Genomic DNA, 24933 nt, shown 5'->3' on the forward strand with positions numbered 1-24933 from the left:
ACTGTTGCTGTCCATATAGGCGCGTGAAGCAGGCAGTTCAAAGAAATTCTGTTCAAGAATTTTGATGACTGCTGGCGAAGGCGCTAACATCGAAGGCATGGACATCCTGAAGCAGTTCGATAAGCCCTCTTACCGCGTGGGCTATGATTTTCTCGCCTTTTTCAGCGCTCGCCGCTGCCGCATTTCCCGCAACGCCGAGGGGATTGAGGTCGGACATCTTCCATCCAAAGGCATGCGGACCATAGGCGCGCAGATGCTTGAAGCGATTGGAAAACTCCCGCTGGCGCGATGAAAAGGCCTGCGCCTTTTCCATTGCCACCTGCTGCGGGTGAAGCGCCAGCATGACGGATGTCTCGATATCGCCGCCATGAATATCGATGGCCTTTTCCTCAGGAGTGATCAGCCCTTCCGGCAGGCCGAAGCGCGTCCAGCTGGTGGCGACGGCCAGCATGTCGAAGCGCACCCGCGCCTCGGTGGCCACAATGGTCATGAGCGGGGAATTGCCGCCATGGGCGTTCAGCATGATGAATTTTCGAACGCCCCGCTCATGCTGTCGTTTAGCGATATCCAGCCAGCGTTCGATTGCTTCGTTGAAGCCGAGCGTTTTCGTGCCCGTCACATCCATATGCTCGACGGAATAACCAACCGGCTCGACGGGCAGAAAGGTGACGGGGAGGGTCTCAGGCAACGCCTGTTTCAAACGTGCGACGATGCCTTGGGCAATCAGCGTATCCGTCTCGAAAGGCAGATGCGGGCCATGCTGTTCATGCGCGCCAAGAGGTAGAACGAGGATCCTTTCGGATGCATCGAATCCCGCTGTTATCTTTTCGTCGTCAAATTGCGTGTATGTGTTTGCCATCTGGCGATCCGCGCCTGTATTCGTTAGATGTTACAATATCATATAGTCGTTCGCGATCTGACATAAAGGCACGCGCTGAATGAGCAAGGACAAGCTGGCCAAAAAGGACAAGACGTCCAAGAAGAGCAAGACGCGCAAGAAGAAGGATTTGTCCTTCAGCCCGGAAGAGCTGGCGCAGTCCATCACCCAGGCCGCTCGCTCCATGCGCACTGCGCTCAGCCATAATCTCGCAACCAGCGGGCTCTACGCCGGGCAGGATGGTGTCATCCTCGCGCTTGCGCAGGAAGGCAGCATGACGCCGGGCCAGATCGCTCAGAAACTCGGCGTCAAGGCGCCCACCATGACGCGCACGATTGGCCGCATGGAAGCGCAGGGTTTCGTCGAGCGCAGTGCGGGCGATGGTGATGGCCGCTTGACGCTGGTCAAGCTGACTGAAGCGGGTGCGCAGAGCGTGGAGCACATCAACACATCGCTTGCCGCCTGCAGCGCGCGGGCGGTGGAAGGCCTGTCTTCGAAAGACGTTAAAAATGTCGTCAAACTCCTGCGCGCTATCGACGCAAATCTTCAAGCGTTTGAGTTAATCGATTAAATTTTTTATAGATCGATTTAAAGCTTCTTGAAACTCTTAAACCTGTTGCTTGTTTTGTTTAAATTGTTTAGCGCGATTTAAACGCCGCTGAATGCGGAGCGCATGGTCAGGAGGGGACAAGTGGCGCAAAAGATAAAGCTTTCCACCATTGCCGAAAGCCTTGGGCTTTCCACCGCAACGATTTCGCTGGCGTTGAGAGACAGCCCTCTTGTAGCGGGCGACACGCGCGAGAAGATCAAGGAACAGGCGCGCGCGCTTGGCTATATCTATAACCGTCGCGCAGCCAGCCTGCGCACATCGCGCTCGGGCATTGTCGGCGTCGTATTCCACGATGTGATGAACCCGTTCTACGGGGAAATTCTCAAAGCCATCGAGAGCGAGCTGGATCGCAGCCGCCAGACCTTCATTCTGTCCAACCACTACGATTCCGTCGAAAAGCAGCGCACATTTCTTGAGACCCTGCTTCAGCTCGGCAGCGATGGCGTCATCATGTCTCCTGCCATCGGCACGCCGACGGAAGACCTGAAGCTTGCGGAAGAAAACGGCATGCCTGCCATTCTGGTGGCCCGCTCCATGGATGGCGTCGATATGCCGACCTATCGCGGCGACGATAGCTACGGCATCTCGCTTGCCACCAACCACCTGATCAGCCTCGGTCACCGCACCATCGCCATGGTCGGCGGCACGGACCAGACATCGACGGGTCGTGACCGCTATCAGGGTTACGTCAACGCGCTTCGCAAGGCGGGTATCGAGGTCGACCCCAATCTGCGTATTCCCGGTGCGCGTTCCAAGCAGGGGGGCTTCGAGGCTGCGGTGAATTTTCTGTCGCTGCCACAAAAGCCGACAGCCGCCGTGTGCTGGAACGACCTCGTCGCTATCGGCCTGATGAATGGTATTTCCCGTGCGGGTTTCGTGCCGGGCAAGGATATTTCCGTTACAGGATACGACGATCTGGAGGAAGCTTCCATTGCCACACCGGCGCTGACCACCGTTTCCAACGGGCAGGCGGAGGTAGGGCGGCTCGCGGCACGCGCTCTGCTGGACCGTCTGGCAGGCAGCCACGAGCCGGATGGTATTCACCTGATCAAACCGGAAATGCGGATAAGACAGTCCACCGGCCCCTGCATTCCACGCCATTGAGTTTAGCCGAACCGAATAGGCTGGAAAGCGGGTTTCGGTTTTTGTGACGATGCGTTAGCTTGCCTCCGAACTCATAGGAGGAATTACCGCACATGTCCGATAACAAAGCCGTCGTTCTCGTTCCGGGGAAAATCCACCCACGCGTGCTGGAGCGCTTCGAAGGCAAGGTCGAGGTGGTTTGCGCACCTGCCGGTGCCACGCCTTCTATTTCTGCGGAAGTGGCGGAACGCATTCGTGCCGTGGCCGTTTCAGGCGGCTTGGATGCGGCGTGGATCGATGCACTGCCAAATCTGGAAGTCATCGCCAATTTCGGCGTCGGCTATGATAGCGTCGATGCAAAGCATGCGGCCTCTCGTGGAATCGTCGTCACCAACACGCCGGATGTGCTGAACGACGAGGTTGCGGATACGACGATTGCGCTGCTGATCAACACCGTTCGCAGGCTCCATCAGGCGGAAACCTATCTGCGTGACGGCAAGTGGGTGAAGGAGGGACCGTTCGCGCTCTCGCCCTTTTCGCTGCGCGGACGCACCGTTGGCCTGTTCGGCATGGGCCGGATCGGCCAGGAAATCGCCAAGCGGCTCGAGCCCTTCAAAGTCAAGATCGGTTACCACACGCGCAGTAAGCGCGATGAGCTTTCCTACACCTATTACTCCTCACTGACCGAGATGGCGAAGGCCGTCGATATCCTCATCTGCATCGTGCCCGGCACGCCGGAAACCCACAAGGCGATCAATGCCGAGGTGTTGGCCGCACTCGGCTCCAACGGCGTCTTCATCAATGTCGGGCGTGGCTCCAGCGTGGATGAAGATGCGCTGATCAAGGCCTTGCAGGACGGCACGCTCGGTGCCGCGGGCCTTGACGTGTTCTACGCCGAACTCAAGGTGCCGGAAGCTTTCCTCTCGCTCGACAACGTCTCCCTGCTACCGCACGTGGCCTCCGCCTCCGTGCCCACCCGAAACGCCATGGCTGATCTGGTGGCAGACAATGTTCTGGGTTGGCTTAGCGAGCGCAAGGTGCTGACACCGGTGTCGGAAACGCCGGTCAAGGGCTAGGAAGACTTGGCGGCGGCTAAAGAGCCTTCGCCGCCTTATACTCTCGCACCGCATTGCCAAATGCCTCGAAAAGCGCGCGGGATGGGGCGTCGGTTTGTGCCCAATATTCCGGGTGCCATTGAACGCCAATGGCAAAGCCTTTGGCATCGATGACGGAGACGGCTTCGATGGTGCCGTCTTCTGCAGTTGCTTCCACTTGAAGTCGGGGGGCGGTTTTGGCGATGGCTTGGCGGTGGAGTGAGTTGATCTGGATTTCGCCAGCCACACCAAGATGCTGCGCGATACAGGAGCCTTCTGCGATGCGGACGGGTTGACGGATGCGGAAGGCGTGATCGCGGTTTCCGTCTTCCGGTTTGCGGTGATCCCACACGCCCGGCTGCTCCTGAATTTCACTGGCAAGCGTGCCGCCCAGAGCCACATTCAATTCCTGAATGCCCCGGCAGATGGCCAGCATCGGGATGCTCCGATCAATCGCGCGGCGAATGAGAGGCAGGCTGGTGGCATCGCGACCGCTATCGTAAGGCCCGTCGCTCTCCTTGGCTTCCACACCATAAAGAGACGGATGGACATTGGTGGCCGAACCGGAAACCAGAAGCCCATCCACGCGATCCAGAATCGCATCCACATCATTGCCCTCCTCAAAGGCTGGCACGATGAAGGACATTACATCCGCAACCTTGAGCGCCGCAGCGAGATACTGCGTCTGCGCGGCGTGCCACTCGGCGCCATCCAGAATTCTGATATCTGCGGGGATGGCGATGATGGGCTTGGACATGATGGCTCCGAATTCTATGCCGCTTTGTAGCGCTCGGTTGGGAGGGCGCGATTATTGTCTCAACTTATGTGTGTCGCAGGTTAAAATCGAGTGCGATTTCTCCAAGGCAGCCAGTGAAACTTCGGCAGTGGCTGCGTCAAGCCTCATGGCGTTATTCGCCTAAAGTATAAGGCATGGAAGTAATATTACGGTTGCAAATAAATCTTGAAGCAGAGCGCTCCGAGATTTTTGCGAGCCTAAGCATTTGCGGCGATCTATTCGTGTCTCTGCCGCTTGTCAGTTGCATTACGTCATGCTTTTCTTGCGTGATCCCTTACCGGCCGAGGGGAATGAAACTGCTGGTAGGGCTTTGTATCTGGGAGGATATCATGGATCGGCGTTCGTTCATCAAAAAGGGTGCAGTTGCAGGTGCGGGTGCTGCCGCGGCAGGCGTTCTGGCTGCACCGGCAATCGCGCAGCAGAATACAAAAATCACGTGGCGACTGACCTCGTCATTTCCCAAGTCGCTCGACACGATTTTCGGTGGCGCGCAGGATATCGCCAGCCATGTGAATGCGGCGACAGACGGTAATTTCAACATCCAGATATTTGCGGCGGGCGAAATCGTTCCCGGCTTGCAGGCGGCGGATGCGGTGTCTTCCGGCACGGTCGAGATGTGCCACACATGCTCCTATTACTATGTCGGCAAGGACCCGACATTCGCCATCGGCACGGCCATCCCGTTCGGTCTCAATGCGCGCCTGACGAATTCGTGGTTCTATGAGGGCAACGGCAACAAGCTGCTGAATGAATTCTATGCCAAGCACAATCTCTACGGCATGATCTCCGGCAATACCGGCGTGCAGATGGGCGGCTGGTTCCGCAAGGAAATCAACACCGTCGATGACTTCAAGGGTGTGAAGATGCGCATTGCCGGTCTGGCCGGTAAGGTGGTGGAAAAGCTCGGCGTCGTGCCGCAGCAGATCGCGGGTGGTGATATTTACCCCGCTCTCGAGAAGGGCACCATCGATGCGGCTGAATGGGTCGGCCCCTATGACGACCACAAGCTCGGCTTCCAGAAAGTGGCGAAGTATTACTACTATCCGGCCTTCTGGGAAGGCGGTCCGGTCATCCATTCCTTCGTCAATCTGGACAAGTGGAACAACCTGCCGAAGAATTATCAGGCTGTCCTGCAAGATGCTTGCGCCTTTGCCAACACCAATATGATGGCGAAATACGACGCTAAGAACCCAACAGCAATCAAGCAGATCGTGGCAGAAGGCGCGACGTTGCGGCCCTTCAGTCAGGATATTCTGGATGCCTGCTACAAGGCGGCGCTGGAAGTCTATGCGGAAATTTCGGCTACGAACCCGGACTTCAAGAAGGTCTATAAGGATCAGGTCGCGTTCAAGCGTGAAGGCTATCTATGGATGCAGCTTGCTGAATATACGTTCGATACATTCATGATGATCCAGCAGCGTAACGGTAAGCTTTGATCTCATTGAGCTGAGTTGCACAACATGAAACCCGGATCGAAAGGTCCGGGTTTTTATTTTGCCTCAGCAGGTTGCCGCCGCTCGACAAATACAATCTCAACGATATGATCGCGAAAGTTGACGGCGAAGCAGAACACTTTGGAGACCAGCCGAAGTATCGGCGGAGACGGGCCCCGCCGACCTTGGCAACGGCCTTGCTGTTTCAACTGTGGAGGTGATGCAATGCGAAAACCGCTGAGCATTACGTTTATCGTAAGGAAAAGCCGGACAGGCTGGTCTGTGACTGTCCGGCTAACTTTCAAGCGCTAAATAAAGGGAAGGTAGGGCTGCAACCCTGCCTTCCACTTCACCAACATAATACGTTCCGTTAAACGTAACAAGTGTTTCCGCTTACGGGCCGATCTTCGGTGGCTCGCTAAGGTTCGGCATGCCCGGCAGGCCGTTGCCGCCTCCGGGTTGAGCGGGTGTGCCGTCCATGGGCGGCAGGCCGAAATTGGGCATGGTGTTGCCGCCGCCATTGCCGAATGCTGGGACCTCGATCTTGATCGTGTTGAGATCCACTGCCGGAGCCTTGTCCAGCCAGTAGGTGACGGATTCCGGCCAGAAGATGACGATGGCAACGAGGATCAGCTGCATTCCAAGCCACGGAATCGCGCCCATATAGATATCCGACGTCTTTACCGTTCTCGGTGCGATTGAGCGTAGATAAAACAGGGCAAAGCCGAAGGGTGGGTGCATGAAGCTGGTCTGCATGTTGATGCAGATCAGAACTCCGAACCAGATAAGGTCGATGCCGAGCGATTGGGCAATCGGCGCCAGCATCGGGATGACGATGAAGGCGATTTCGAAGAAATCGAGGAAGAAGGCCAGAAAGAAGATGAAGATGTTGACGAAGATCAGGAAGCCGATGGGGCCGCCTGGAATTCCCGACAGCATATGCTCGATCCACAGCGAGCCATCCATGCCCTGAAAGACGAGGCTGAAGCAGGTTGCACCGACGAGAATGAACACCACCATCGACGTGATGTGCATGGTGGAATGCATGCCCTGCTTTACGAGATCCCATGTCAGACGGCGGTGTGCGGCCGCAAGCGCCATTGCACCGACGACGCCAAGCGCACCTGCTTCCGTGGGTGTTGCAAGGCCAAGGAAGATCGTGCCGAGGACGAGGAAGATGAGGACGATGGATGGCACCATGCCTGCCAGCACCTTGAACACCAGCGCCCGGTTCAGCTCTCCGCGTGCTTCCGGCGGAAGGGCCGGAACATCCTTGGGCCTGAAGACGGACAGGAACAGGATGAACAGCATGAAGATCGCGACTTGCAAGAAGGACGGACCGATGGCGCCGAGATACATATCGCCAACGGAACGGCCCAGCTGGTCTGCCAGAACGATGAGGACGAGGGATGGTGGAATGACCTGCGTGATGGTACCTGAAGCCGCGATGACACCTGTCGCAAGCCTTGGGTTGTAGCCGTATTTCAGCATGATTGGCAGCGAGATGACGCCCATGGTGATGACGGAAGCGGCAACGGTGCCGGTAATCGCACCGAGGATCGCGCCGACGAGGATGACCGCATAGGCCAGGCCGCCGGGAATGGCACCGAACAGTTTGCCTGTTCCTTCCAGCAGGTCTTCGGCAAGGCCGCATCGCTCCAGAATGGCCCCCATGAAGGTGAAGAAGGGAATGGCCAGCAGCAGATCGTTGGAAATGATGCCGAAGATGCGTAGCGGCAGCGCCTGCAGGAAAGCGGGCGAAAAATGCTCTGTGAAGATGCCGATGATGCCGAACAGAAGCCCGACCGTGGCGAGAGAAAAGGCGACCGGAAAGCCGTAGAGCATGAAGATGATCATGCCCAGGAACATCATCGGCGGCAAAATACCATATTCGAACATGGGAATATCCTTGAATGAGCGCCGATGTTACTGGAGCGGTTTTTCGTATTTGGTGTCGAGCTGATAGAGCCCGTTCAGCGCAGCGATACGCTTCACCAGTTCGGATATTCCCTGCAGGACGAGGAGGGCGAAGCCCGCAAAGATGATGAGCTTGACCGGCCAGCGGATGAGGCCGCCTGCATTGGAGGAGATTTCGTTTTGCACCCAGGACAGGTGGAACATGGGCCAGCTCAGCCAGGCCAGATAGAAGCAGCCCGGCAGAAGGAAAAGCACGATGCCAATGATATCCACCCAGATGCGCGTGCGCGGCGCAATGGCGCCATAGATGATATCGACGCGCACATGCTCGTTCATGCGAAGCGTGTAAGACGCGCCGATGAGAACGATGAAGGCGAACATGTACCACTGGATTTCCAGCCAGCCATTGGAGCTGTAGTTGAAGACGTAGCGGACGATGGCGTTACCTGCGCTGACGAGGCAGCAGATCAGGACGAGATATCCTGAAAATCTGCCCATCGCTTCGCTGAGCGCATCTATGGCGCGGCTGAGTTTTAAAAGCGCTTGCATTCTCTTCCCCTCTTTGTCCCTTTGCGGGTTCGTGGAAAGGATGCTGTCACTGCGGAAGCCCAAAGCGATGCCCCCAGCTTCGCCCCGTTCATCCGCCATCAATCCTCCCACACTAAATCGTGTATGGGCAGGATTTACGAATTGCAACTAGGAAGAATGTCTATAGGCCGCTGAGCCTCACATTACCTTGCTTTGTCGATTGCTATGTTACGCATCTACATGCTTCAGCGGCGCTGAAAGCAACGAACATTTTGCGCAGCGAGGACGCAACCCTTCCATTGCGTCCAACTCGAACTTCGTGTTACGTCTTTGGCAGGAGCGTTCTGCGGAACGCGTCATTGTTAGGGAACCAGCCTCCGCAGGGTGGAGTGGCAATGAACGCACCGAAGATGAATTGAGGGGAATGAGGCATGAGCGAACACCATAACGGTCCTTTGGAACTCGGCGCGAAGATGGATTATTCCGATCACGAAAAGACCTATAACGGTTTTCTGGTCGCATCCAAATACGGCACCATGCTCGTGACTGTTTTGATGATTGCCATGGCTGTCGGCTTCTTCACGACAGGCGGCTTCTTCGGAGGCCTTCTCGTCTTCGTCATCTTGTCGATCGCGGGCTTCGTCCTGCTGCGCTAAGCGCTTTTCGAAGAGATTTTAAGACTATTTGAGACTGCGCGATGACATCCGATTGGATTGCATTCGCTTGAAGATTCTTATGCGTGCCGATCCGGGCCAATCCCGGACAGGCCGGGAGGGCGTGAGACTTGAGCAGTATTATTTTTGTTGCCAAAGAGATTTCACCGGATGAACCGCGCGTTGCGGCATCACCGGAAACGGTGAAAAAGCTCGTTGGCCTCGGGCTTGGCGTGGTGGTGGAGGCAGGGGCCGGTCTCAGGTCCCGTATTCCCGATGCGGAATACAAGAAGGCGGGTGCCACAATCGGCAAGGCAACGCAGGCGAAGGCCGCCGATGCCGTGCTGAAGGTGCGCCGCCCGACGGACAAGGAAATCAAAGGCTACAAGTCCGGCAGCGTCGTCATCGGCATTCTGGACCCTTATGGCAATGAGACGGCTCTTGCCGCCATCGCGCAAGCTGGCCTGACCAGCTTTGCGATGGAGTTGATGCCGCGCATCACCCGCGCGCAGTCCATGGATGTCCTCTCCTCCCAAGCCAATCTTGCCGGTTATCAGGCCGTAATCGATGCGGCTGCGGAATATGACAGAGCCATGCCGATGATGATGACGGCGGCTGGCACCGTGCCTGCCGCAAAAGTCTTCGTCATGGGTGCGGGTGTGGCCGGTCTTCAGGCTATCGCCACCGCGCGGCGTCTGGGCGCTGTGGTATCCGCAACCGATGTACGTCCTGCGGCAAAGGAACAGGTGGCATCCCTGGGTGCGAAATTCATCGCTGTCGAAGACGAGGAGTTCAAAGCGGCGGAGACTGCTGGCGGCTATGCCAAACAGATGTCGGCCGAGTATCAGGCCAAGCAGGCCGCGCTCGTGGCGGAGCACATCGCCAAGCAGGATATCGTCATTACCACGGCGCTCATTCCGGGTAGGCCCGCGCCCCGCCTCGTGTCACGCGCCATGCTGGCTTCGATGCGACCGGGAGCGGTCGCGGTGGATCTGGCCGTCGAACGTGGCGGCAATATCGAAGGGGCCGAGGCGGGCAAAATCGTCGAGGTCGAGGGCGTCAAGATCATTGGCTACAACAATGTCCCGGGCCGTATCGCGGCATCCGCTTCGCTTCTTTACGCCAAGAACCTCCTGACATTTCTGGAGACGATGATCGACAGGGACACGAAAACCATCTCCGTGAACCGCGAGGATGAACTGGTGAGAGCTACGATGCTGACCGATGCGGGCGCGGTGGTTCACCCGAATTTCTCCACACCTGTTATCGCCCAGCCCGCAACCAGCCAGTAAGGAGCCGAGCAATGTCGAATGAGGTCCTCAATACGGCCATCGAGCGGCTGGATCAGGCGGTAGAAGCGGTCAAATCCGCGGCTGCGCAAACGCCGGATGTGGCGGATGCCGTCAGCTTGGCCGCCCATGGCGTTTCCGGCGGCGCGATCGATCCTTTCGTTTTCCGGCTGGCGATTTTCGTGCTGTCCATTTTCGTCGGCTATTATGTCGTGTGGTCGGTCACGCCCGCTCTGCATACGCCCCTGATGGCCGTCACCAACGCCATCTCATCCGTCATCGTGGTGGGCGCGCTTCTTGCCGTCGGGATTTCCACATCCGGTATCGCTACCGGCTTCGGCTTCGTCGCGCTGGTTCTGGTCTCGGTCAATATCTTCGGCGGTTTCCTCGTCACCAGCCGCATGCTGGCCATGTACAGGAAGAAGGACACCGGCGGAAAGGCGCAGCCATGAGGATGAGCCGCCTTCCTGTTTTCAGCCGTATAAAGGTGGTGGAATAATCGATGAGCGCTAATTTCGCTGCATTTCTCTATCTCGTTTCCGGCGTTCTCTTCATCATGGCGCTCCGGGGCCTGTCGCATCCGGCCACCAGCCGAAAGGGCAATATTTACGGCATGGCCGGTATGGTAATTGCCATCGGCACGACCCTTCTTCTGGCAACGCCAAGCTTCGGTGGCCTCGTGCTTATCCTGCTGGGGCTCGGAATTGGCGGCGGTGCTGGCGCCTATATCGCCCGCACCATTCCGATGACCTCCATGCCGCAACTGGTAGCAGGCTTCCACTCGCTGGTGGGCCTTGCAGCGGTTCTGGTTGCCTCTGCGGCCATGTACTCGCCTCTTTCCTTCGGCATTGGCGATGTCGGCTCCATTCATGCCCAGGCGCTCATCGAAATGTCGCTTGGCGTTGCGATTGGCGCGATCACCTTTACCGGATCGATCATCGCGTTCCTGAAACTGGACGGACGCATGTCCGGCAAGCCCATCATGCTGCCGATGCGCCATGTCATCAATGCTGCAATCGCAGTGGCGATTGTGGTGCTGGTGGCCGTTCTGGTTGGAACGGAAAGCCATTTCGTCTTCTGGCTGATCGTGCTGCTATCGCTGGTCTTCGGCGTTCTTCTCATCATCCCCATCGGCGGGGCGGACATGCCCGTCGTGGTGTCGATGCTCAACTCCTATTCCGGCTGGGCTGCTGCGGGCATCGGCTTTACGCTTGGCAATCTCGCACTCATCATCACCGGTGCGCTGGTCGGCTCCTCCGGTGCCATCCTCTCCTACATCATGTGCAAGGGCATGAACCGCTCATTCGTCTCCGTCATCCTTGGCGGCTTCGGCGGAGAGGCGGCAGCGGCAACCACGGATAACGGTGTACAGCGAACGGTGAAGCAAGGCTCCGCCGACGACGCCGCATTCCTCATGGCCAATGCCTCTAAGGTCATCATCGTCCCCGGCTACGGCATGGCGGTTGCGCAGGCTCAGCATGCCCTGCGTGAAATGGCGGATACGCTGAAAAAAAACGGCGTGGAGGTGAAATATGCGATCCATCCGGTCGCAGGCCGCATGCCCGGCCACATGAACGTGCTGCTGGCGGAGGCGAACGTGCCCTATGACGAGGTCTTCGAACTCGAAGATATCAACTCCGAATTCGCCCAAGCCGATGTGGCCTATGTCATTGGCGCAAACGATGTGACCAACCCGGCAGCCCGCGACGACAAGTCATCGCCCATCTACGGCATGCCGATCCTCGACGTGGACAAGGCCAAAACCTGCCTCTTCGTCAAACGCTCCCTCGGCTCCGGCTATGCAGGCATCGACAATACGCTGTTCTACAAGGACGGCACGATGATGCTGCTGGGAGACGCCAAGAAGGTGACGGAAGATATTGTGAAGGCGATGAACCATTGAGCTTGGAAAAGTTGTCTAAGCTTGGGGGTAACCACTTCCCGTGGCCCTGCGCGAGCAAACCTCTGCTTTAAAAATTAAGGCATTGATTTACTGTATCTTCCGCTGGCAGCAGGGCCGCCAGCCATAAAGCCATCCAGCTACAGTAGACCTTTTAGCTCGCTGCGCCGCGCATGCGGGCGGCGCCGTCTACTGCGGGCTTGTATCTTGGGTCCAGGCGGGCGGCGTGGCCGTAGGATTTGGCGGCCTTGTCGCGTTCGCCGCGGCGCTCGTAGACGAGGGCCTGGTTGGCCCAGGATTCTGCGACCTTGTCATCCAGTGAAATGGCGTGGTTGAAGTCGGCGAAGGCGTTTTCGTCGTCGTTGAGTGCGACATAGGAAATGCCGCGACCATTATAGGGTTCAGGCGAGTTCGGCGACAGGGAGATGGCCTTGGAGAAGTCTTCGATCGCCTGGGCGTGCTGGTTGCGCAGCTGGTAGATCAGGCCGCGATTGTGGTAGGCGCGACCGTCGGTCGTGTCCATGTTGATGGCGGCGGTGAAATCATTGAAAGCTTCGTTGGTGCGGCCCGTCTGGCGGTAGAGATTGCCGCGCCCGATCAGAGCCACATCGTAATTCGGGTTGATTTGCAGCGCCGAATTATAGTCCTGAAGGGCCTGTTGCTGCTGGCCCATGTTACGGTAAACCAGCGCGCGGTTGGCATAGGCCTGATAGAAGCGCGGGTTCAGTTGCAGAGCCTGATTGAAGTCGGCAATCGCACGCTTGGAATCACCCGCACGGCCATAGGCCGAGCCGCGAACGTTATAGCCTTCCGGATCCTGCGGATTGGCATTGATGACCGAAGTCAGCGAGGAGATGTTCTGCTCTGAGCCTTGAGCCCGGTCGATCTGGAAAACATCACTGGTCTGGTTGGTGGTGGCGCAACCGGACAGCGCGGCAACGAGGCCGAAGACGAGAAGGGAAGAGCGAAGCCGCATGTGTTTTCTCTGAGATACGCCGTGAAAGAGGGCGAACGGATGTCTGGAATCACGGGTATCAACAACGTTCATGCGATATGGGTTCCCTCTAGGCATTTCCAGCAAAAGTGCGACGCGGTTTTGCGGGTGGACAATGCGTTAAACAAGAAGTTAGAGCGTTTTGCGTTTCGATGATACGCATAAAACGCTCCAAAGCCGGTTTCCACAGTCGACTGAAAATCTCGAATGTCGAACCACAAACTCAAAGAGCGGCGGCGAAATAATCGCCCCCGCCCCATAAGCATTCAAAAACGTCGAAAAGACGGCCTATCGGCCAGTCCTTTTAGCGGCTTGCGCGAGGAGCCGCGATCAGGCCTTCGCGCTGCATGCGCTTGCGAGCCAGCTTGCGAACGCGGCGAACAGCTTCAGCCTTTTCGCGAGCGCGCTTCTGGGAAGGCTTTTCGTAGTAATCGCGCATCTTCATTTCGCGGAAAATGCCTTCGCGCTGCATCTTCTTCTTGAGAGCGCGAAGCGCCTGATCAACGTTATTGTCGCGGACTAGTACCTGCACGTTAAATCCCGTTCCTTTGGTTTGGTTATTTTGCCGTGAATGAAGGCATTCGCAAGCAAACAAAAAAGCGTTCGTTTGACCCTTCGGCCACGCGATTGGTGTGGTGCAATATCAGATCATCAGCGCCAAGTCCAGATGTTAACTGTGCCCGCCCGTGAAAAACCCGTGGCACGGAGGAATCTTCTGGTCCATGTCAAAACATTCATGTCGCGGCGTCGCAAAATGAACACTGCGCTGCTTATTGATTTGCCATGTGTATGCTTCTGCCGGAAGAGTGAAGCCGGTGTTGTGAGGAGTGGTTTGCGAATGCGCAAATTTTCGGTTTTTGCCGTGGCCCGCGAGGCGATGCGGGGGCACAAGGGGTGGGAGGCTCAATGGGCTTCCCCCGAGCCGCGCAAGGAATACGATGTCATCATCATCGGTGGCGGCGGGCACGGGCTGGGCGCTGCTTACTACCTTGCGAAGGAACATGGCATTACCAATGTCGCGGTTCTGGAAAAGGGTTGGCTCGGCGGCGGCAATACGGGCCGCAACACCACCATCATCCGCTCCAACTATCTCTATGAAGAGAGCATGGACATTTACGAGCATTCCCTGAAGCTGTGGGAAGGCTTGAGCCAGGACCTCAATTACAACACCATGTATTCTGCGCGCGGCGTGATGATGCTGTCGCACAATGTGCATGACCAGCAGTCGTTCAAGCGCCATATCAATGCCAACCGCCTCTACGGCATCGACAATGAATGGCTGACGCCGGAGCAGGCGAAGGCTTACTGCCCGCCGCTCGATATTTCCGCCAGTGCCCGTTACCCGATCAATGGTGCCGCCCTTCAGCGGCGCGGTGGCACGGCGCGTCACGATGCGGTGGCCTGGGGTTATGCCCGTGCGGCGTCGGATCGCGGCGTTCACATCATCCAGAACTGCGAAGTGACGGCCATCCGTCGCGGGCCTGATGGCGCGGTGACGGGTGTCGAGACCAATCGCGGCTTTATTGGAGCCAAGAAGATCGGCGTGTCTGCTGCCGGTCATTCCTCCGTCATCATGAACATGGCGGATGTGCGCGTGCCGCTCGCCTCCAACCCGTTGCAGGCGCTGGTTTCTGAGCCGCTGAAGCCGATCTTCCCTTGCGTCGTCATGTCCAACACGGTGCATGCCTATATCTCGCAATCCGACAAGGGCGAGCTGGTGATCGGTGCCGGCACCGACCAGTATAATTCCTATTCGCAGACCGGCGGATTGCAGATCATCACGCATACGCTCGACGCCATCTGCGAGCTCTTCCCGATCTTCCGCCGCGTGAAGATGATGCGGCAATGGGGCGGCATTACCGACAACACGCCGGACCGTTCCGCCATCCAGAGCGTGACGCCGGTGCCGAACCTCTTCGTCAATTGCGGTTGGGGTACGGGCGGGTTCAAGGCGACGCCGGGGTCGGCGCATCTCTTTGCGCATCTGATCGCACGCGGCGAGCCGCATCGTCTGGCCTCGGGGCTGACGCTGGAGCGGTTCCGCACCGGGCGGCTGATCGATGAGGCGGCTGCTGCGGCGGTGGCGCATTGATGCTGCCTGCTGCGCTTCTTGCCGCAGCCATTGCAACTGCGCCAACGCAGGTCAACAAGCTTGTGTTGGAGGAAAAAGACTTTCGCATGCAAACGATCCGCAAGGCTCAGGGCGAGGTGAACTGGCCGTTTGTAGCGAGTGAGGGAATTCTGCTTTGCGCGCCGGTGATCGGCGACAAAGCGGTTTACTTCGTCGGAACGAAGGAGGATGGCGGGCAGGAGGAGCCGGTCATCCTCAGCGTCAACCCAATGATGATGTCGATCATCAACATGGGCAAGGCCAGGATTTTTCGCGACTTCACGACGATCGATGAATTGATGGGCAGACTTTATCCCTACATCACCATGGGAAAGCGCCTGTGTGACCAACCTGCCGGAGCCATCGTTCCGGAAAGCTCTCTTTGAGGGAAAAACATGCTGCTGATCCGTTGTCCATATTGCGAAGAAGAGCGCTCTGAACTGGAATTCCGCTGGGCTGGCGAAGCGCATATCGCGCGCCCGGAAAACATCTCCGCGATTTCCGACGAGGCCTTCGCGGAATATTTCTTCATGCGCGATAATGACAAGGGCATGGTGTTCGAGCGCTGGCGGCATATTCATGGCTGCGGACGCTTCTTCAACGCTACGCGCCATTCCGTCAGCGACAAGATTTACCTGACATACAAGGCAGGCGAGCCGAAGCCGGATACGGCCTCGCTCCTGCCTTCCAGCGAAGGAGCAGCCCGATGAGCGGCGCTTATCGTATCAAGGGCGCTGGCCGCCTGACGCCTGCGCGCACCGCCCGTTTCAGCTTCGATGGCAAGAGCTACACCGCACTTCAGGGCGACACCGTTGCCTCGGCGCTGCTGGCCAATGGCGTGCATCTAGTCGGACGCTCGTTCAAGTACCACCGCCCGCGTGGTTTCCTGTCCGCCGGGCCGGAAGAGCCGAATGCGCTGATCGACGTGTCGCGCAATGCCGCCCGCCGCCAGCCTAACGTGCGCGCCACGGTGCAGGAAGTGTTCGATGGCGCCATCATCGCCTCGCAGAACCGCTATCCGTCGCTGTCCTTCGATGTCGGCGCGATCAATGATTTCTTCTCGCCCTTCTTTGCAGCAGGCTTCTACTACAAGACCTTCATGTGGCCGAAGGCGGCATGGCACAAGCTTTATGAGCCGATCATCCGCCGCGCGGCGGGTCTGGGCAGTGCACCCGATGAAGGCGATACCGACCATTATGCCAGCCGTTTCGCCCATTGCGACGTGCTGATTGCCGGTGCCGGTGTCGCAGGCCTGACGGCGGCGTTGGCTGCGGCGAAGGCCGGTGCGAAGGTCATTCTTGCGGATGAGAACCCTGTGGTCGGCGGTGCGCTTCGCTTTGAAAGCGGCACGGTGATCGATGGGCTGAACGGTTACGACTGGGCGCAGAAGGCGTTTGCGGAACTGAAAGCCATGCCGAATGTTCAGGTGCTGACGCGCACGACCGTCTTCGGTTACTACAACCACAATTTCATCGGCCTTGCCGAGCGCGTGACCGATCATCTGGCCACACCTGAGAGCCATGAGCCGCGTGAGCGCCTGTGGCAGGTGCGGGCGAAGAAGGTGGTGATGGCCACGGGTGCCATCGAGCGCCACATGGTCTTTGCCAATAACGACCGCCCCGGTATCATGCTCGCCTCTGCAGCGCGCAGCTTTCTCAACCAGCATGGCGTGACCGTCGGTCACAATGTCGGTGTCTATACAGCGCATGACAGCGCCTATGAAGCCGCGTTCGACCTGAAACGTGCGGGTGTGACCATCGCCGCCATCATCGATTGCCGTGAAAACCCGGATGCCAAGCTTCTGGACGAGGCGCGAGGGCTGGGCGTAGAGGTGCTGGCCGGTCACAGCGTTTACGACACGTCGGGACGCCTGCGTGTGTCTTCCATGACGGTTGGGCGCAATGGCGGTTCATCCAAGCGCAAGATCAAGGTAGATGCGCTGATTGTGTCTGCTGGCTGGACGCCATCGGTACATCTGTTCTCGCAGTCTCGCGGCAAGCTGAAATATGATACGGAGAACCAGCGTTTTCTGCCGGATGTCCATGCGCAGGAAGGCGTTTCCATCGGTGCCTGCAATGGCACGGATGACCTCTCCGCGCTGATTGCCGAGGCAGCTGCCGCAGGCGGTGGTGCTTCGGAGTTCTCCGGCAGCAATGCGCATGTCTGGACCGGCGGCATGATTGGTGCTGCAGAAGGCGCTGGCGCGGAGCATAGCGTCAAGGCCTTCATCGATTTCCAGCACGATGTCTGCGCCAAGGATATCCGCCTTGCCGTGCGCGAGGGCATGCATTCCATCGAGCATATCAAGCGCTTCACCACCAATGGCATGGCGTCCGATCAGGGCAAGATGTCCAACATGCACGGTCTGGCCATCGCTTCCGAAGCGCTGGGCCGTGATTTGCCGAAGGTGGGTCTGACGACATTCCGTGCGCCTTATACGCCCGTTACATTCGGAACGCTGGTCGGCCACTCACGCGGAAAACTGTTCGATCCCGCTCGCAAAACGCCGATGCACGCGCTGGAGGAAGAAGCCGGTGCCGTGTTCGAGGATGTCGGCAACTGGAAGCGCGCATGGTTCTATCCGCGCGCTGGCGAAGACATGCATCAGGCCGTCAATCGTGAATGCAAGACGGTACGCGAGAGTGTCGGCGTGTTCGATGCCTCCACGCTCGGCAAGATCGAGGTGGTGGGACCGGATGCGGCCAAGTTCCTCAACCTGCTCTACACCAATGCCTGGGATACGCTGAAACCGGGACGCGCGCGCTACGGCATCATGACCCGCGAAGACGGCTTCGTTTATGATGACGGCGTGGTGGGACGCATGGCGGAAGACCGCTTCCATGTGACGACCACAACCGGCGGTGCGCCGCGCGTGCTGCACCACATGGAAGACTATCTCCAGACGGAATTCCCTGATCTCGATGTCTGGCTGACCTCGGCCACCGAGCAATGGGCTGTCATTGCCGTGCAGGGACCGAAGGCACGCGAGGTTATCGCGCCGCTGGTGGAAGGCATCGACCTTTCGCCGGAAGCCTTCCCGCATATGGCGGTTGCCGAAGGCAAGATCTGCGGCGTGCCGACGCGCCTGTTCCGTGTGTCCTTTACCGGTGAACTCGGTTTCGAAGTCAACGTGCCTGCCGATTTCGGCCCCGCCGTCTGGAAGGCGATTGCTGAGCGCGCGGGGGCTGTCGGCGGCTGCCTCTATGGCACGGAGACCATGCATATCCTTCGCGCCGAAAAGGGCTACATCATCGTCGGTCAGGACACGGATGGGACAGTCACGCCTGACGATGCGGGCCTTGGCTGGGCGGTTTCCAAGAAGAAGACGGATTTCGTCGGTATTCGCGGGCTCAAGCGCCCGGACCTGATGCGCGAGGGGCGCAAGCAGCTCGTCGGGCTGCTACCGAAGAATCCCCATGAGGTGCCGGAGGAGGGCGGGCAGATCGTTGTCGATCCGAACGCGCCGAAGCCCATGACCATGCTCGGCCATGTGACCTCAGCCTACTGGTCCGAAAATCTCGGTCGCGCGATTGCCTTCGGCTTGGTGGCCGATGGGCGGGCGCGCATGGGCCAGACGCTCTACATTCCGCTTGCCGACCGCACCATTGCGGTGGAGGTAACGGACATGGTGTTCTTCGACAGGCAAGGAGTCCGCATCAATGGCTGATCTCGTACACGCAACCCGTACCACGATCCTCGATGACGCACAGGGCGGCTCCGCTGGTGTCACGATCAAGATGGCGGCCCCGGCCTTTCGCATTGCTCTGCGCGCCAGACCGGACGCGGCGGAAGCACTGTCGCAGGCGCTGGACATCGCCCTTCCCACGCGCCCGAAAAGCTCCGCAACCTCCGGCCTGCGCTCCGCATTGTGGCTCGGCCCGGATGAATGGCTGGTGATTGACCAGGGCGAAAGCGACCTCATGGCCGCTCTTTCCAACGTCCCCGGCCTCTACTCAGCCACCGATATTTCTCATCGAAACACCGCAGTCATCGTCTCCGGCACAAACGCCGCCATCGCCATCAATGCCGGCTGCCCACAGGACCTATCCCTCGAAACCTTCCCCGTCGGCGCATGCTCCCGCACGCTTCTCGGCAAGGCGGAAGTAGTTCTGCTGCGCGTGGCGGACGATACGTTCCGCGTGGAATGCTGGCGCTCGTTTGCGGAATATGTGTTCGGGTTGCTGGATGAGGGTGCGCGGGATGCGTAGCCCATCGCTTAGCCAAAAATTAACGTCAAATTTAACCAATTTGATAAGGCTCTGGTAAGCTTTCACGGAAGGTTTAAGATTCGGTGCTGGGTTATCGCTCTGCAACGAATCCAGGAGCCTCCTATGTTTCGCCATATCCTTTGTGGGATGATCGCAGCCGCTTTTGCGACTGCGGGAGCGTCCCAATCGTTCAGTCAATCCGTCACTTCCGGGGAGATGTTCGATCCCGAGGCCGCCGCCAAGGGTATTACCTACTCGGACGAAGCGTGTTCTATTCTTGAAAAGCAAAACACCGCCATCGAAGTAAGTTCCGGCGGAGTGAATTACTGTCTTCGATATTATGCTGCCGGTCTAAAGGCAGGTCATAACGACATCGCTGCACTTTGGCTTCACGGTGACATAATGGGAAGCCATGAAAGCCCGCCGAACAAGCGCCTCAAAGGGCTCGGCGTGGAAAAAATGATTGATCAGGAGCAACAGCTTTCAAAGCGGTTTCAAGTGCCATTTATCTTTCTTGGTCGCCCAGGAAGCTATGGCAGCGCGGGCCGACATTACAAGATGCGGGAACGGCAGATAGAGGCAGACATCGTCGCCGCAGGCATCGACGCATTGAAGAAAAAATTCGGAATCAAGACATTTTCGTTTGGCGGGCATAGTGGCGGCGGGGTGCTTGTCGCGGAGTTGCTCAATCATCGCGACGATATCCAATGCGCAATTATCTCGTCTGCTCCGGGCGCGTTCAGAGATTATCTGGCTACATATAAAAGCCCGGACACAACTAACCCTGTCGTGCTCGACCCCATCGCCTCCACCAGCACTAAACCAAATCACGCCGGTAGCCGTGTATTCGTGTTGGCCGATCCACGGGATAACAATGTCAAGTTTTCGCTTCACCAGCGTTACATCGATGCCTTGAAGCACCAAGGGATATCAGTCGAGTTTATTTCGCTAGAAAAAGCGCTCGGTCCCGAGTTTCATGACATGGTCGATTTCGCTGAAACGGCAACGGGTATGTGCGCTGCTGAAGCATCAACTGATAGCATCGTCAAAACGCTACACGAGATGCCTGTTCAGGGGGAGAGAAAGACGAACTGAGGGGTAATTCAAGCCGCTTTCTCCTGTGCCTTCATAAAGCCCACCGTCGCGGCCCACAGCAGGACACCGATCAGCAGCAGCACCCCTGCAATTGAATATTGCACCGGATCGCGTCAAGTCCATGGGCCGACAAGGAAGAAGCAGCTGGCGGCGCCGATGATGGGCAGGATGGTGGGGGTGCGGAAGTGTTTGTGAGGTACCTTGTCCTTGCGCAGAACCAGCACCGCGACATTGACGATGGTGAAGACGCCGAGCAGCAGCAGCGCCGTGGTGCCGCCCAGTGCCGGTACGCCGCCTGCAAAGGCGATGAGGCCGATGGCGATCAGGGAGGTGAAGATGATCGCGACATAGGGTGTGCGGCGGCCCGAATGGACCTTGCCAAGTGCCGTTGGTAGCACGCCATCGCGGCTCATGCCATAGATCAGGCGGCTTGCCATCATCATGTTGATGAGGGCGGAATTGGCGACGGCAAACATGGTGATGACGCCGAAAATGCCGATGGGGAAGTTCGGCGCGCCTGCAGCGACCACTTTCAGAAGCGGCGTTTCGCCTTCGCCGAGATCGGCTGCGGAAACAAGCGTGATGGAGGAGATGGCGACGAGGACATAGATGACGCCGGTTATGACGAGGCCGCCGAGCAGCACCTTCGGGAAGATGCGCGCGGGCTGCTTGCATTCCTCGGCCATATTGACCGAATCTTCGAAGCCGACCATGGCGAAGAAGGCGAGTGTGGTGGCCGCAACGACCGACCAGATGACGCCGTGTTCGCCTGCTGGCTCGAAGGTCCAGACACGCGAAACATCGCCCTGACCATTGCCGATGGCCCAGAAGCCTATGCCGATGATGATCATCAGGCCTTTCAGCTCGACTACGGTTAGCACCACATTCATCTTCACGCTTTCGCCCACGCCGCGAAAGTTGATGAGGGCAATCAACGCGATAAAGGCGATGGCAACGCCGGTGACGCCGAAGGCTCCGAAATCAAAGCCCGTAACTGTGGTGAAGTTGGCGGCAAAGGCGCGGGACGCCGTGGAGGCCGAGGTGACACCCGACGACATGACGGTGAAGGCGACAAGGAACGTGATGAAATGCACGCCGAAGGCCTTGTGCGTATAAAGCGCCGCACCTGCTGCCTTCGGATATTTGGTGACCAGTTCGAGATAGCTGCAAGCGGTGAGCAGTGCGACGCCGAAGGCGATCAGGAAGGGAAGCCAGACAACGCCGCCGACCTCTGCCGCCACCTGTCCTGTCAGCGCATAGATGCCGGTGCCGAGAATATCTCCGACGATAAAAAGCAGAAGCAATCCCGGCCCCATGACACGCTTGAGCTCGGTTGCCTGCTCGCCTGCGTCATCCGGTTGCGTAACATTATGAGCCATCTCGATAATCTCCCCCAAAAGCTATGCAGCTTTTAACGCGAAGGAGGATGGCAGGTTCCCGTTCGATAGAAGCAGATATGCGGCTACAACAGTGAGCAGTCCGGTAATCTGGTAAGGTAAGTGTCTCAGGCTTCTTCCGGGCGATCTTTCGGGTCGAATTGCGCAATCGTCGTCCAGCGGGCGGTCAGTGCCGGTTTCTTTTCATTTTCGATTTCGACGCTGACGTCATAGGTCGTCATCAGCATGGCCGCACCACGGAAGCGGGCTTCGGCAAGAGTGAAGCGACCGCGAATGCGGGCGCCGCTTTTGACCGGTGCAACGAAGGTCACCTTGTCGAAGCCGTAATTGATGCCCATGGTCTGTTCGCGGATTTTCGGCAGCGCGCTGTAGTTCATGGCCGAGAGCAGCGAGAGCGTGAGGAAACCGTGGGCTATGGTGCCGCCGAAGGGGCTTTCCGTCTTTGCGCGCTCAGGGTCGGTGTGGATGAACTGGTCATCCAGCGTCGCCTTGGCGAAGGCGTCGATCATGGGTTGATCAACGGTGATCCAGTCGGACACGCCCATTTCCGTGCCGACAAAACCCTTCATTTCGGCGAGCGATACGTCTTTCACGGCAAACCTTTCTCTGAAAATCTCTGGCCGGTTATAGTGTGGGCGCGGCTGCGCAATCAACTGCGAAGATAGAAGACCACGGAGCGCGGCGGCACATGGGCGGGGTTGCCGAAATCGACGCCCAGCGCCTCCCAACCTTCACTTGGCAGAGTGAAGGTGGCAGTGTCTCGGGTACGGTTGAAGAGAACCGCAAGCTGCGCCATTTCATCCGTTTTCGTGTCCAGCGTCTTCAGAACCATGGCGAAGGGCGTACCTTCCGGGCGCTGCCAGTCCTCGACGCTCATCGGCGTGCCGGAGGGAGCTAGCCATTCGACATCACTGGTATTTTCGGAGAAAAACCGGCTTTCGCTGAAGACATCGAAGCGTTGGCGAAGGCCATTGAGAAAGGCTGTGTGCTCCACCAGTCCGGGCTTTAGAGCGTTCCAATCCAGCCATGTGATATCGTTGTCCTGCGCATAGGCATTGTTGTTGCCGCGCTGGCTGCGCCCGCCTTCATCGCCTGCCGTCAGCATAATTGTACCGCGTGACACGAAAAGGGTGGAGAGCAGCGCCTTCACATCTGCTACGCGCGCGGTATTGACCGCTTGATCGTCCGTCGCGCCTTCGAAACCATTGTTCCAGGAGTGGTTCTCGTTGTGGCCATCGCGGTTGTCTTCGCCATTGGCGTCATTGTGTTTGTGCGCATGAGAGACGAGATCGAAAAGCGTGAAGCCATCATGCGCGGCGATGAAATTGATGCTGCGGGTCTCGGTGCGATTGTGCTGCGAAAAGATGGGGGCGGAACCGGCGAGCGCATCCGCCAGCGCGCCAGTGGTGGAGGCATCGCCGCGCCAGTAGCGGCGAATATCGTCGCGGGCGCGGTCGTTCCATTCGAGGAAACTGGGCGGGAAGTTGCCGAGCTGATAGCCGCCGGGGCCGATATCCCATGGTTCTGCTATCAGCACGCGGTCGTGCAGCAGCGGGTCATTATGCATATCACTCAGCGTTTTGCTGGCGCTGTCGAAACCATCTGCCGTGCGCCCGAGGATCGGGGCGAGGTCGAAGCGGAAGCCATCCACACCCGCATGGTCCACGAAATGGCGCAGCGTATCCTGCACCAGTTGACGGACCTGCGAGTGATCGCAGGCCAGTGTGTTGCCGGTGCCGGTGTCGTTGACCAACGTGCCGGGGTCATCGGGGAGGTGGCGGTAATAGGTGAGATTATCGAGGCCGCGCAGGGATAGTGTCGAGCCGAAACGATCGCTTTCGCCGGTGTGGTTGAAAACGAGATCCAGGATCACGCTGATGCCGTTTTCGTGCAGCGTAGCAACCGTGTCCCGCAATTCGGCGATGCCACCGGGGCAGAGACGCGGGTCCAGCGACATGAAGCCGACGGGGTTGTAGCCCCAGCCATTGGTGAGGCCGAGTGGCGGCAGATGACGCTCATCAATCCATGCGGTGATCGGCATCAGTTCCACGGCGCTGACGCCGATTTTCTTGAAATGGGCGATGATGGCGGGGTGCGCCAAGGCGGCGACGGTGCCTTTGATGGCGTCCGGCACATCCGGGTGCAGCATGGTAAACGGCTTGACCGCGACTTCATAGATCAGGCCGCCGCGCTTGAATTGAGGCGGCTGACGTTTGACCGGGCTGTAGGCCGAGACGATGGCCTTTGGCATGATCGTGCCGGTGTCTTCACCAAAGGTGAAGAGGGCGGGATGGTTTTCGAAGGGGCGGTCGATCTGCGTGGCGTAGGGGTCGAGCAGGAGTTTTGACGGATCGAACCACAGGCCATGGTCGGGCGCGTAGACGCCGTGGGCGCGAAAGCCGTAGCGGGTGCCGATTAGGGCTTGCGGGATGGTGAGACGGTGAATGTCGTCATCGCCGCGGGTCATGGGCAAGCGCGCGGTTTCGGTGTTGCCGGTGGGGTCGTAGAGGCAGAGCTCGATTTTCGAGGCGTCGCGGGAGTAGACGGAAAATGCCGTGCCGTTATCCGTTGGGGTGGCGCCTTGGGGGGAAACATTTGGCATGGCTTGGGCCCTTTTGGGAGGCTGACATTGTGTTACTCCGTCGCCCCGGCCTTGTGCCGGGGTCCAGTGTGATCAAGTCCTTGATCACGAAAGAGTCTCTCGCGCCGCCGACGGGGCGCTGCTGTATGCCGGATCAAGTCCGGCATGACGGAAGTGCGAGTTGGGTCTCCGTACTTTGACGTACAGTTCGTAGACCCGGTGTGCATCCTCGGGTCAAGCTCGAGGATGACGTGAGCGAGAGGGTGCGGCTGTGTTTTATCTCTCCCCCCTGTGGGAGAGAAAGCGATTTCAACATCTTAAGCGCAGCTTAAGTGTTAGAAATCGCAAGTGAGGGGTTTGCCGCACCC

General features: G+C 58.3%; 23 protein-coding genes. 14 read left to right on the forward strand and 9 right to left on the reverse strand.

All coding sequences use genetic code 11. The annotated features are described in order from the left end of the window. Positions 1-52: 52 nt before the first annotated feature. Positions 53-859, reverse strand: a complete 807-nt coding sequence (locus CFBP5473_RS02895; protein ID WP_027675511.1) for a creatininase family protein — start codon at positions 857-859, stop codon at positions 53-55. A 79-nt stretch (positions 860-938) separates the two neighbouring features. Here CFBP5473_RS02895 and CFBP5473_RS02900 point away from each other — a divergent pair, with 79 nt between their 5' ends. The 3 genes from CFBP5473_RS02900 (at position 939) to CFBP5473_RS02910 (ending at position 3646) form a co-directional block, all read left to right on the forward strand. Next, the gene (locus CFBP5473_RS02900) at positions 939-1448 is read left to right on the forward strand and encodes a MarR family winged helix-turn-helix transcriptional regulator (protein ID WP_037170984.1); all 510 of its coding nucleotides are present in this window, start codon (positions 939-941) and stop codon (positions 1446-1448) included. A gap of 120 nt (positions 1449-1568) precedes the next feature. Beyond that, positions 1569-2591: a LacI family DNA-binding transcriptional regulator gene (locus CFBP5473_RS02905; protein ID WP_027675513.1), complete on the forward strand. Its 1023-nt coding sequence runs from the start codon at positions 1569-1571 to the stop codon at positions 2589-2591. A gap of 92 nt (positions 2592-2683) precedes the next feature. After that, positions 2684-3646, forward strand: coding sequence for a 2-hydroxyacid dehydrogenase (locus CFBP5473_RS02910; RefSeq protein ID WP_027675514.1), 963 nt, complete (start codon positions 2684-2686; stop codon positions 3644-3646). A gap of 16 nt (positions 3647-3662) precedes the next feature. Here CFBP5473_RS02910 and CFBP5473_RS02915 read toward each other — a convergent pair whose 3' ends face one another. After that, a complete protein-coding gene (locus tag CFBP5473_RS02915; RefSeq protein WP_027675515.1) occupies positions 3663-4421 on the reverse strand; it encodes a gamma-glutamyl-gamma-aminobutyrate hydrolase family protein in 759 nt (252 codons plus the stop codon). A 368-nt stretch (positions 4422-4789) separates the two neighbouring features. On the opposite strand from CFBP5473_RS02915, the gene CFBP5473_RS02920 reads away from it, so the two are divergent. Then, positions 4790-5896, forward strand: a complete 1107-nt coding sequence (locus CFBP5473_RS02920; protein WP_027675516.1) for a TRAP transporter substrate-binding protein — start codon at positions 4790-4792, stop codon at positions 5894-5896. A 390-nt stretch (positions 5897-6286) separates the two neighbouring features. On the opposite strand, the gene CFBP5473_RS02925 is transcribed toward CFBP5473_RS02920, so the two are convergent. Together CFBP5473_RS02925 and CFBP5473_RS02930 are read right to left on the reverse strand one after the other, a co-directional pair. Then, positions 6287-7792 carry a TRAP transporter large permease gene (locus CFBP5473_RS02925; protein ID WP_027675517.1) on the reverse strand — a complete coding sequence of 502 codons (1506 nt, stop codon included), beginning with the start codon at positions 7790-7792 and terminating at the stop codon, positions 6287-6289. Between the two features lie 27 nt (positions 7793-7819). Beyond that, a complete protein-coding gene (locus tag CFBP5473_RS02930; RefSeq protein WP_027675518.1) occupies positions 7820-8359 on the reverse strand; it encodes a TRAP transporter small permease subunit in 540 nt (179 codons plus the stop codon). Positions 8360-8769: 410 nt separating this feature from the next. Here CFBP5473_RS02930 and CFBP5473_RS02935 point away from each other — a divergent pair, with 410 nt between their 5' ends. From CFBP5473_RS02935 to CFBP5473_RS02950, 4 genes are all read left to right on the forward strand, one after another. Next, on the forward strand, positions 8770-8994 hold the full coding sequence (locus tag CFBP5473_RS02935; protein ID WP_027675519.1) for an aa3-type cytochrome c oxidase subunit IV: 225 nt from the start codon (positions 8770-8772) through the stop codon (positions 8992-8994). A 128-nt stretch (positions 8995-9122) separates the two neighbouring features. Beyond that, positions 9123-10283, forward strand: a complete 1161-nt coding sequence (locus tag CFBP5473_RS02940; protein ID WP_027675520.1) for a Re/Si-specific NAD(P)(+) transhydrogenase subunit alpha — start codon at positions 9123-9125, stop codon at positions 10281-10283. Between the two features lie 11 nt (positions 10284-10294). Further along, on the forward strand, positions 10295-10732 hold the full coding sequence (locus tag CFBP5473_RS02945) for a proton-translocating transhydrogenase family protein (protein ID WP_027675521.1): 438 nt from the start codon (positions 10295-10297) through the stop codon (positions 10730-10732). Between the two features lie 50 nt (positions 10733-10782). Further along, the gene (locus CFBP5473_RS02950) at positions 10783-12183 is read left to right on the forward strand and encodes an NAD(P)(+) transhydrogenase (Re/Si-specific) subunit beta (protein ID WP_027675522.1); all 1401 of its coding nucleotides are present in this window, start codon (positions 10783-10785) and stop codon (positions 12181-12183) included. 151 nt (positions 12184-12334) lie between these two features. Here CFBP5473_RS02950 and CFBP5473_RS02955 read toward each other — a convergent pair whose 3' ends face one another. Together CFBP5473_RS02955 and rpsU are read right to left on the reverse strand one after the other, a co-directional pair. Then, a complete protein-coding gene (locus tag CFBP5473_RS02955; protein ID WP_234881772.1) occupies positions 12335-13156 on the reverse strand; it encodes a tetratricopeptide repeat protein in 822 nt (273 codons plus the stop codon). A 322-nt stretch (positions 13157-13478) separates the two neighbouring features. Continuing rightward, a complete protein-coding gene (gene rpsU / locus CFBP5473_RS02965) occupies positions 13479-13706 on the reverse strand; it encodes a 30S ribosomal protein S21 (RefSeq protein WP_027675524.1) in 228 nt (75 codons plus the stop codon). Between the two features lie 306 nt (positions 13707-14012). Here rpsU and CFBP5473_RS02970 point away from each other — a divergent pair, with 306 nt between their 5' ends. The 6 genes from CFBP5473_RS02970 (at position 14013) to CFBP5473_RS02995 (ending at position 20587) form a co-directional block, all read left to right on the forward strand. Further along, on the forward strand, positions 14013-15266 hold the full coding sequence (locus CFBP5473_RS02970) for a sarcosine oxidase subunit beta family protein (protein ID WP_027675525.1): 1254 nt from the start codon (positions 14013-14015) through the stop codon (positions 15264-15266). After that, entirely contained in the window at positions 15266-15670 is a 405-nt protein-coding gene (locus tag CFBP5473_RS02975; protein WP_027675526.1) for a hypothetical protein, read from the forward strand. The genes CFBP5473_RS02970 and CFBP5473_RS02975 overlap by 1 nt, the downstream gene beginning before the upstream one ends. A gap of 9 nt (positions 15671-15679) precedes the next feature. After that, positions 15680-15994 carry a sarcosine oxidase subunit delta gene (locus CFBP5473_RS02980; RefSeq protein ID WP_027675527.1) on the forward strand — a complete coding sequence of 105 codons (315 nt, stop codon included), beginning with the start codon at positions 15680-15682 and terminating at the stop codon, positions 15992-15994. Next, the gene (locus CFBP5473_RS02985; RefSeq protein WP_027675528.1) at positions 15991-18951 is read left to right on the forward strand and encodes a sarcosine oxidase subunit alpha; all 2961 of its coding nucleotides are present in this window, start codon (positions 15991-15993) and stop codon (positions 18949-18951) included. The genes CFBP5473_RS02980 and CFBP5473_RS02985 overlap by 4 nt, the downstream gene beginning before the upstream one ends. After that, the gene (locus CFBP5473_RS02990; RefSeq protein ID WP_027675529.1) at positions 18944-19492 is read left to right on the forward strand and encodes a sarcosine oxidase subunit gamma; all 549 of its coding nucleotides are present in this window, start codon (positions 18944-18946) and stop codon (positions 19490-19492) included. The genes CFBP5473_RS02985 and CFBP5473_RS02990 overlap by 8 nt, the downstream gene beginning before the upstream one ends. A gap of 123 nt (positions 19493-19615) precedes the next feature. Continuing rightward, positions 19616-20587, forward strand: a complete 972-nt coding sequence (locus CFBP5473_RS02995; protein ID WP_037170985.1) for a hypothetical protein — start codon at positions 19616-19618, stop codon at positions 20585-20587. A 113-nt stretch (positions 20588-20700) separates the two neighbouring features. On the opposite strand, the gene CFBP5473_RS03000 is transcribed toward CFBP5473_RS02995, so the two are convergent. The 3 genes from CFBP5473_RS03000 to glgX form a co-directional block, all read right to left on the reverse strand. Next, positions 20701-21966 (reverse strand): APC family permease, encoded by a 1266-nt coding sequence (locus tag CFBP5473_RS03000; protein WP_234881773.1) that lies wholly within the window; start codon positions 21964-21966, stop codon positions 20701-20703. Positions 21967-22091: 125 nt separating this feature from the next. Next, on the reverse strand, positions 22092-22553 hold the full coding sequence (locus CFBP5473_RS03005) for a MaoC family dehydratase (RefSeq protein WP_037170987.1): 462 nt from the start codon (positions 22551-22553) through the stop codon (positions 22092-22094). Positions 22554-22633: 80 nt separating this feature from the next. After that, on the reverse strand, positions 22634-24586 hold the full coding sequence (gene glgX / locus CFBP5473_RS03010; protein WP_027675532.1) for a glycogen debranching protein GlgX: 1953 nt from the start codon (positions 24584-24586) through the stop codon (positions 22634-22636). Positions 24587-24933 lie beyond the last annotated feature (347 nt).

The organism is Agrobacterium larrymoorei (genome assembly GCF_005145045.1).
GTDB lineage: Bacteria > Pseudomonadota > Alphaproteobacteria > Rhizobiales > Rhizobiaceae > Agrobacterium > Agrobacterium larrymoorei.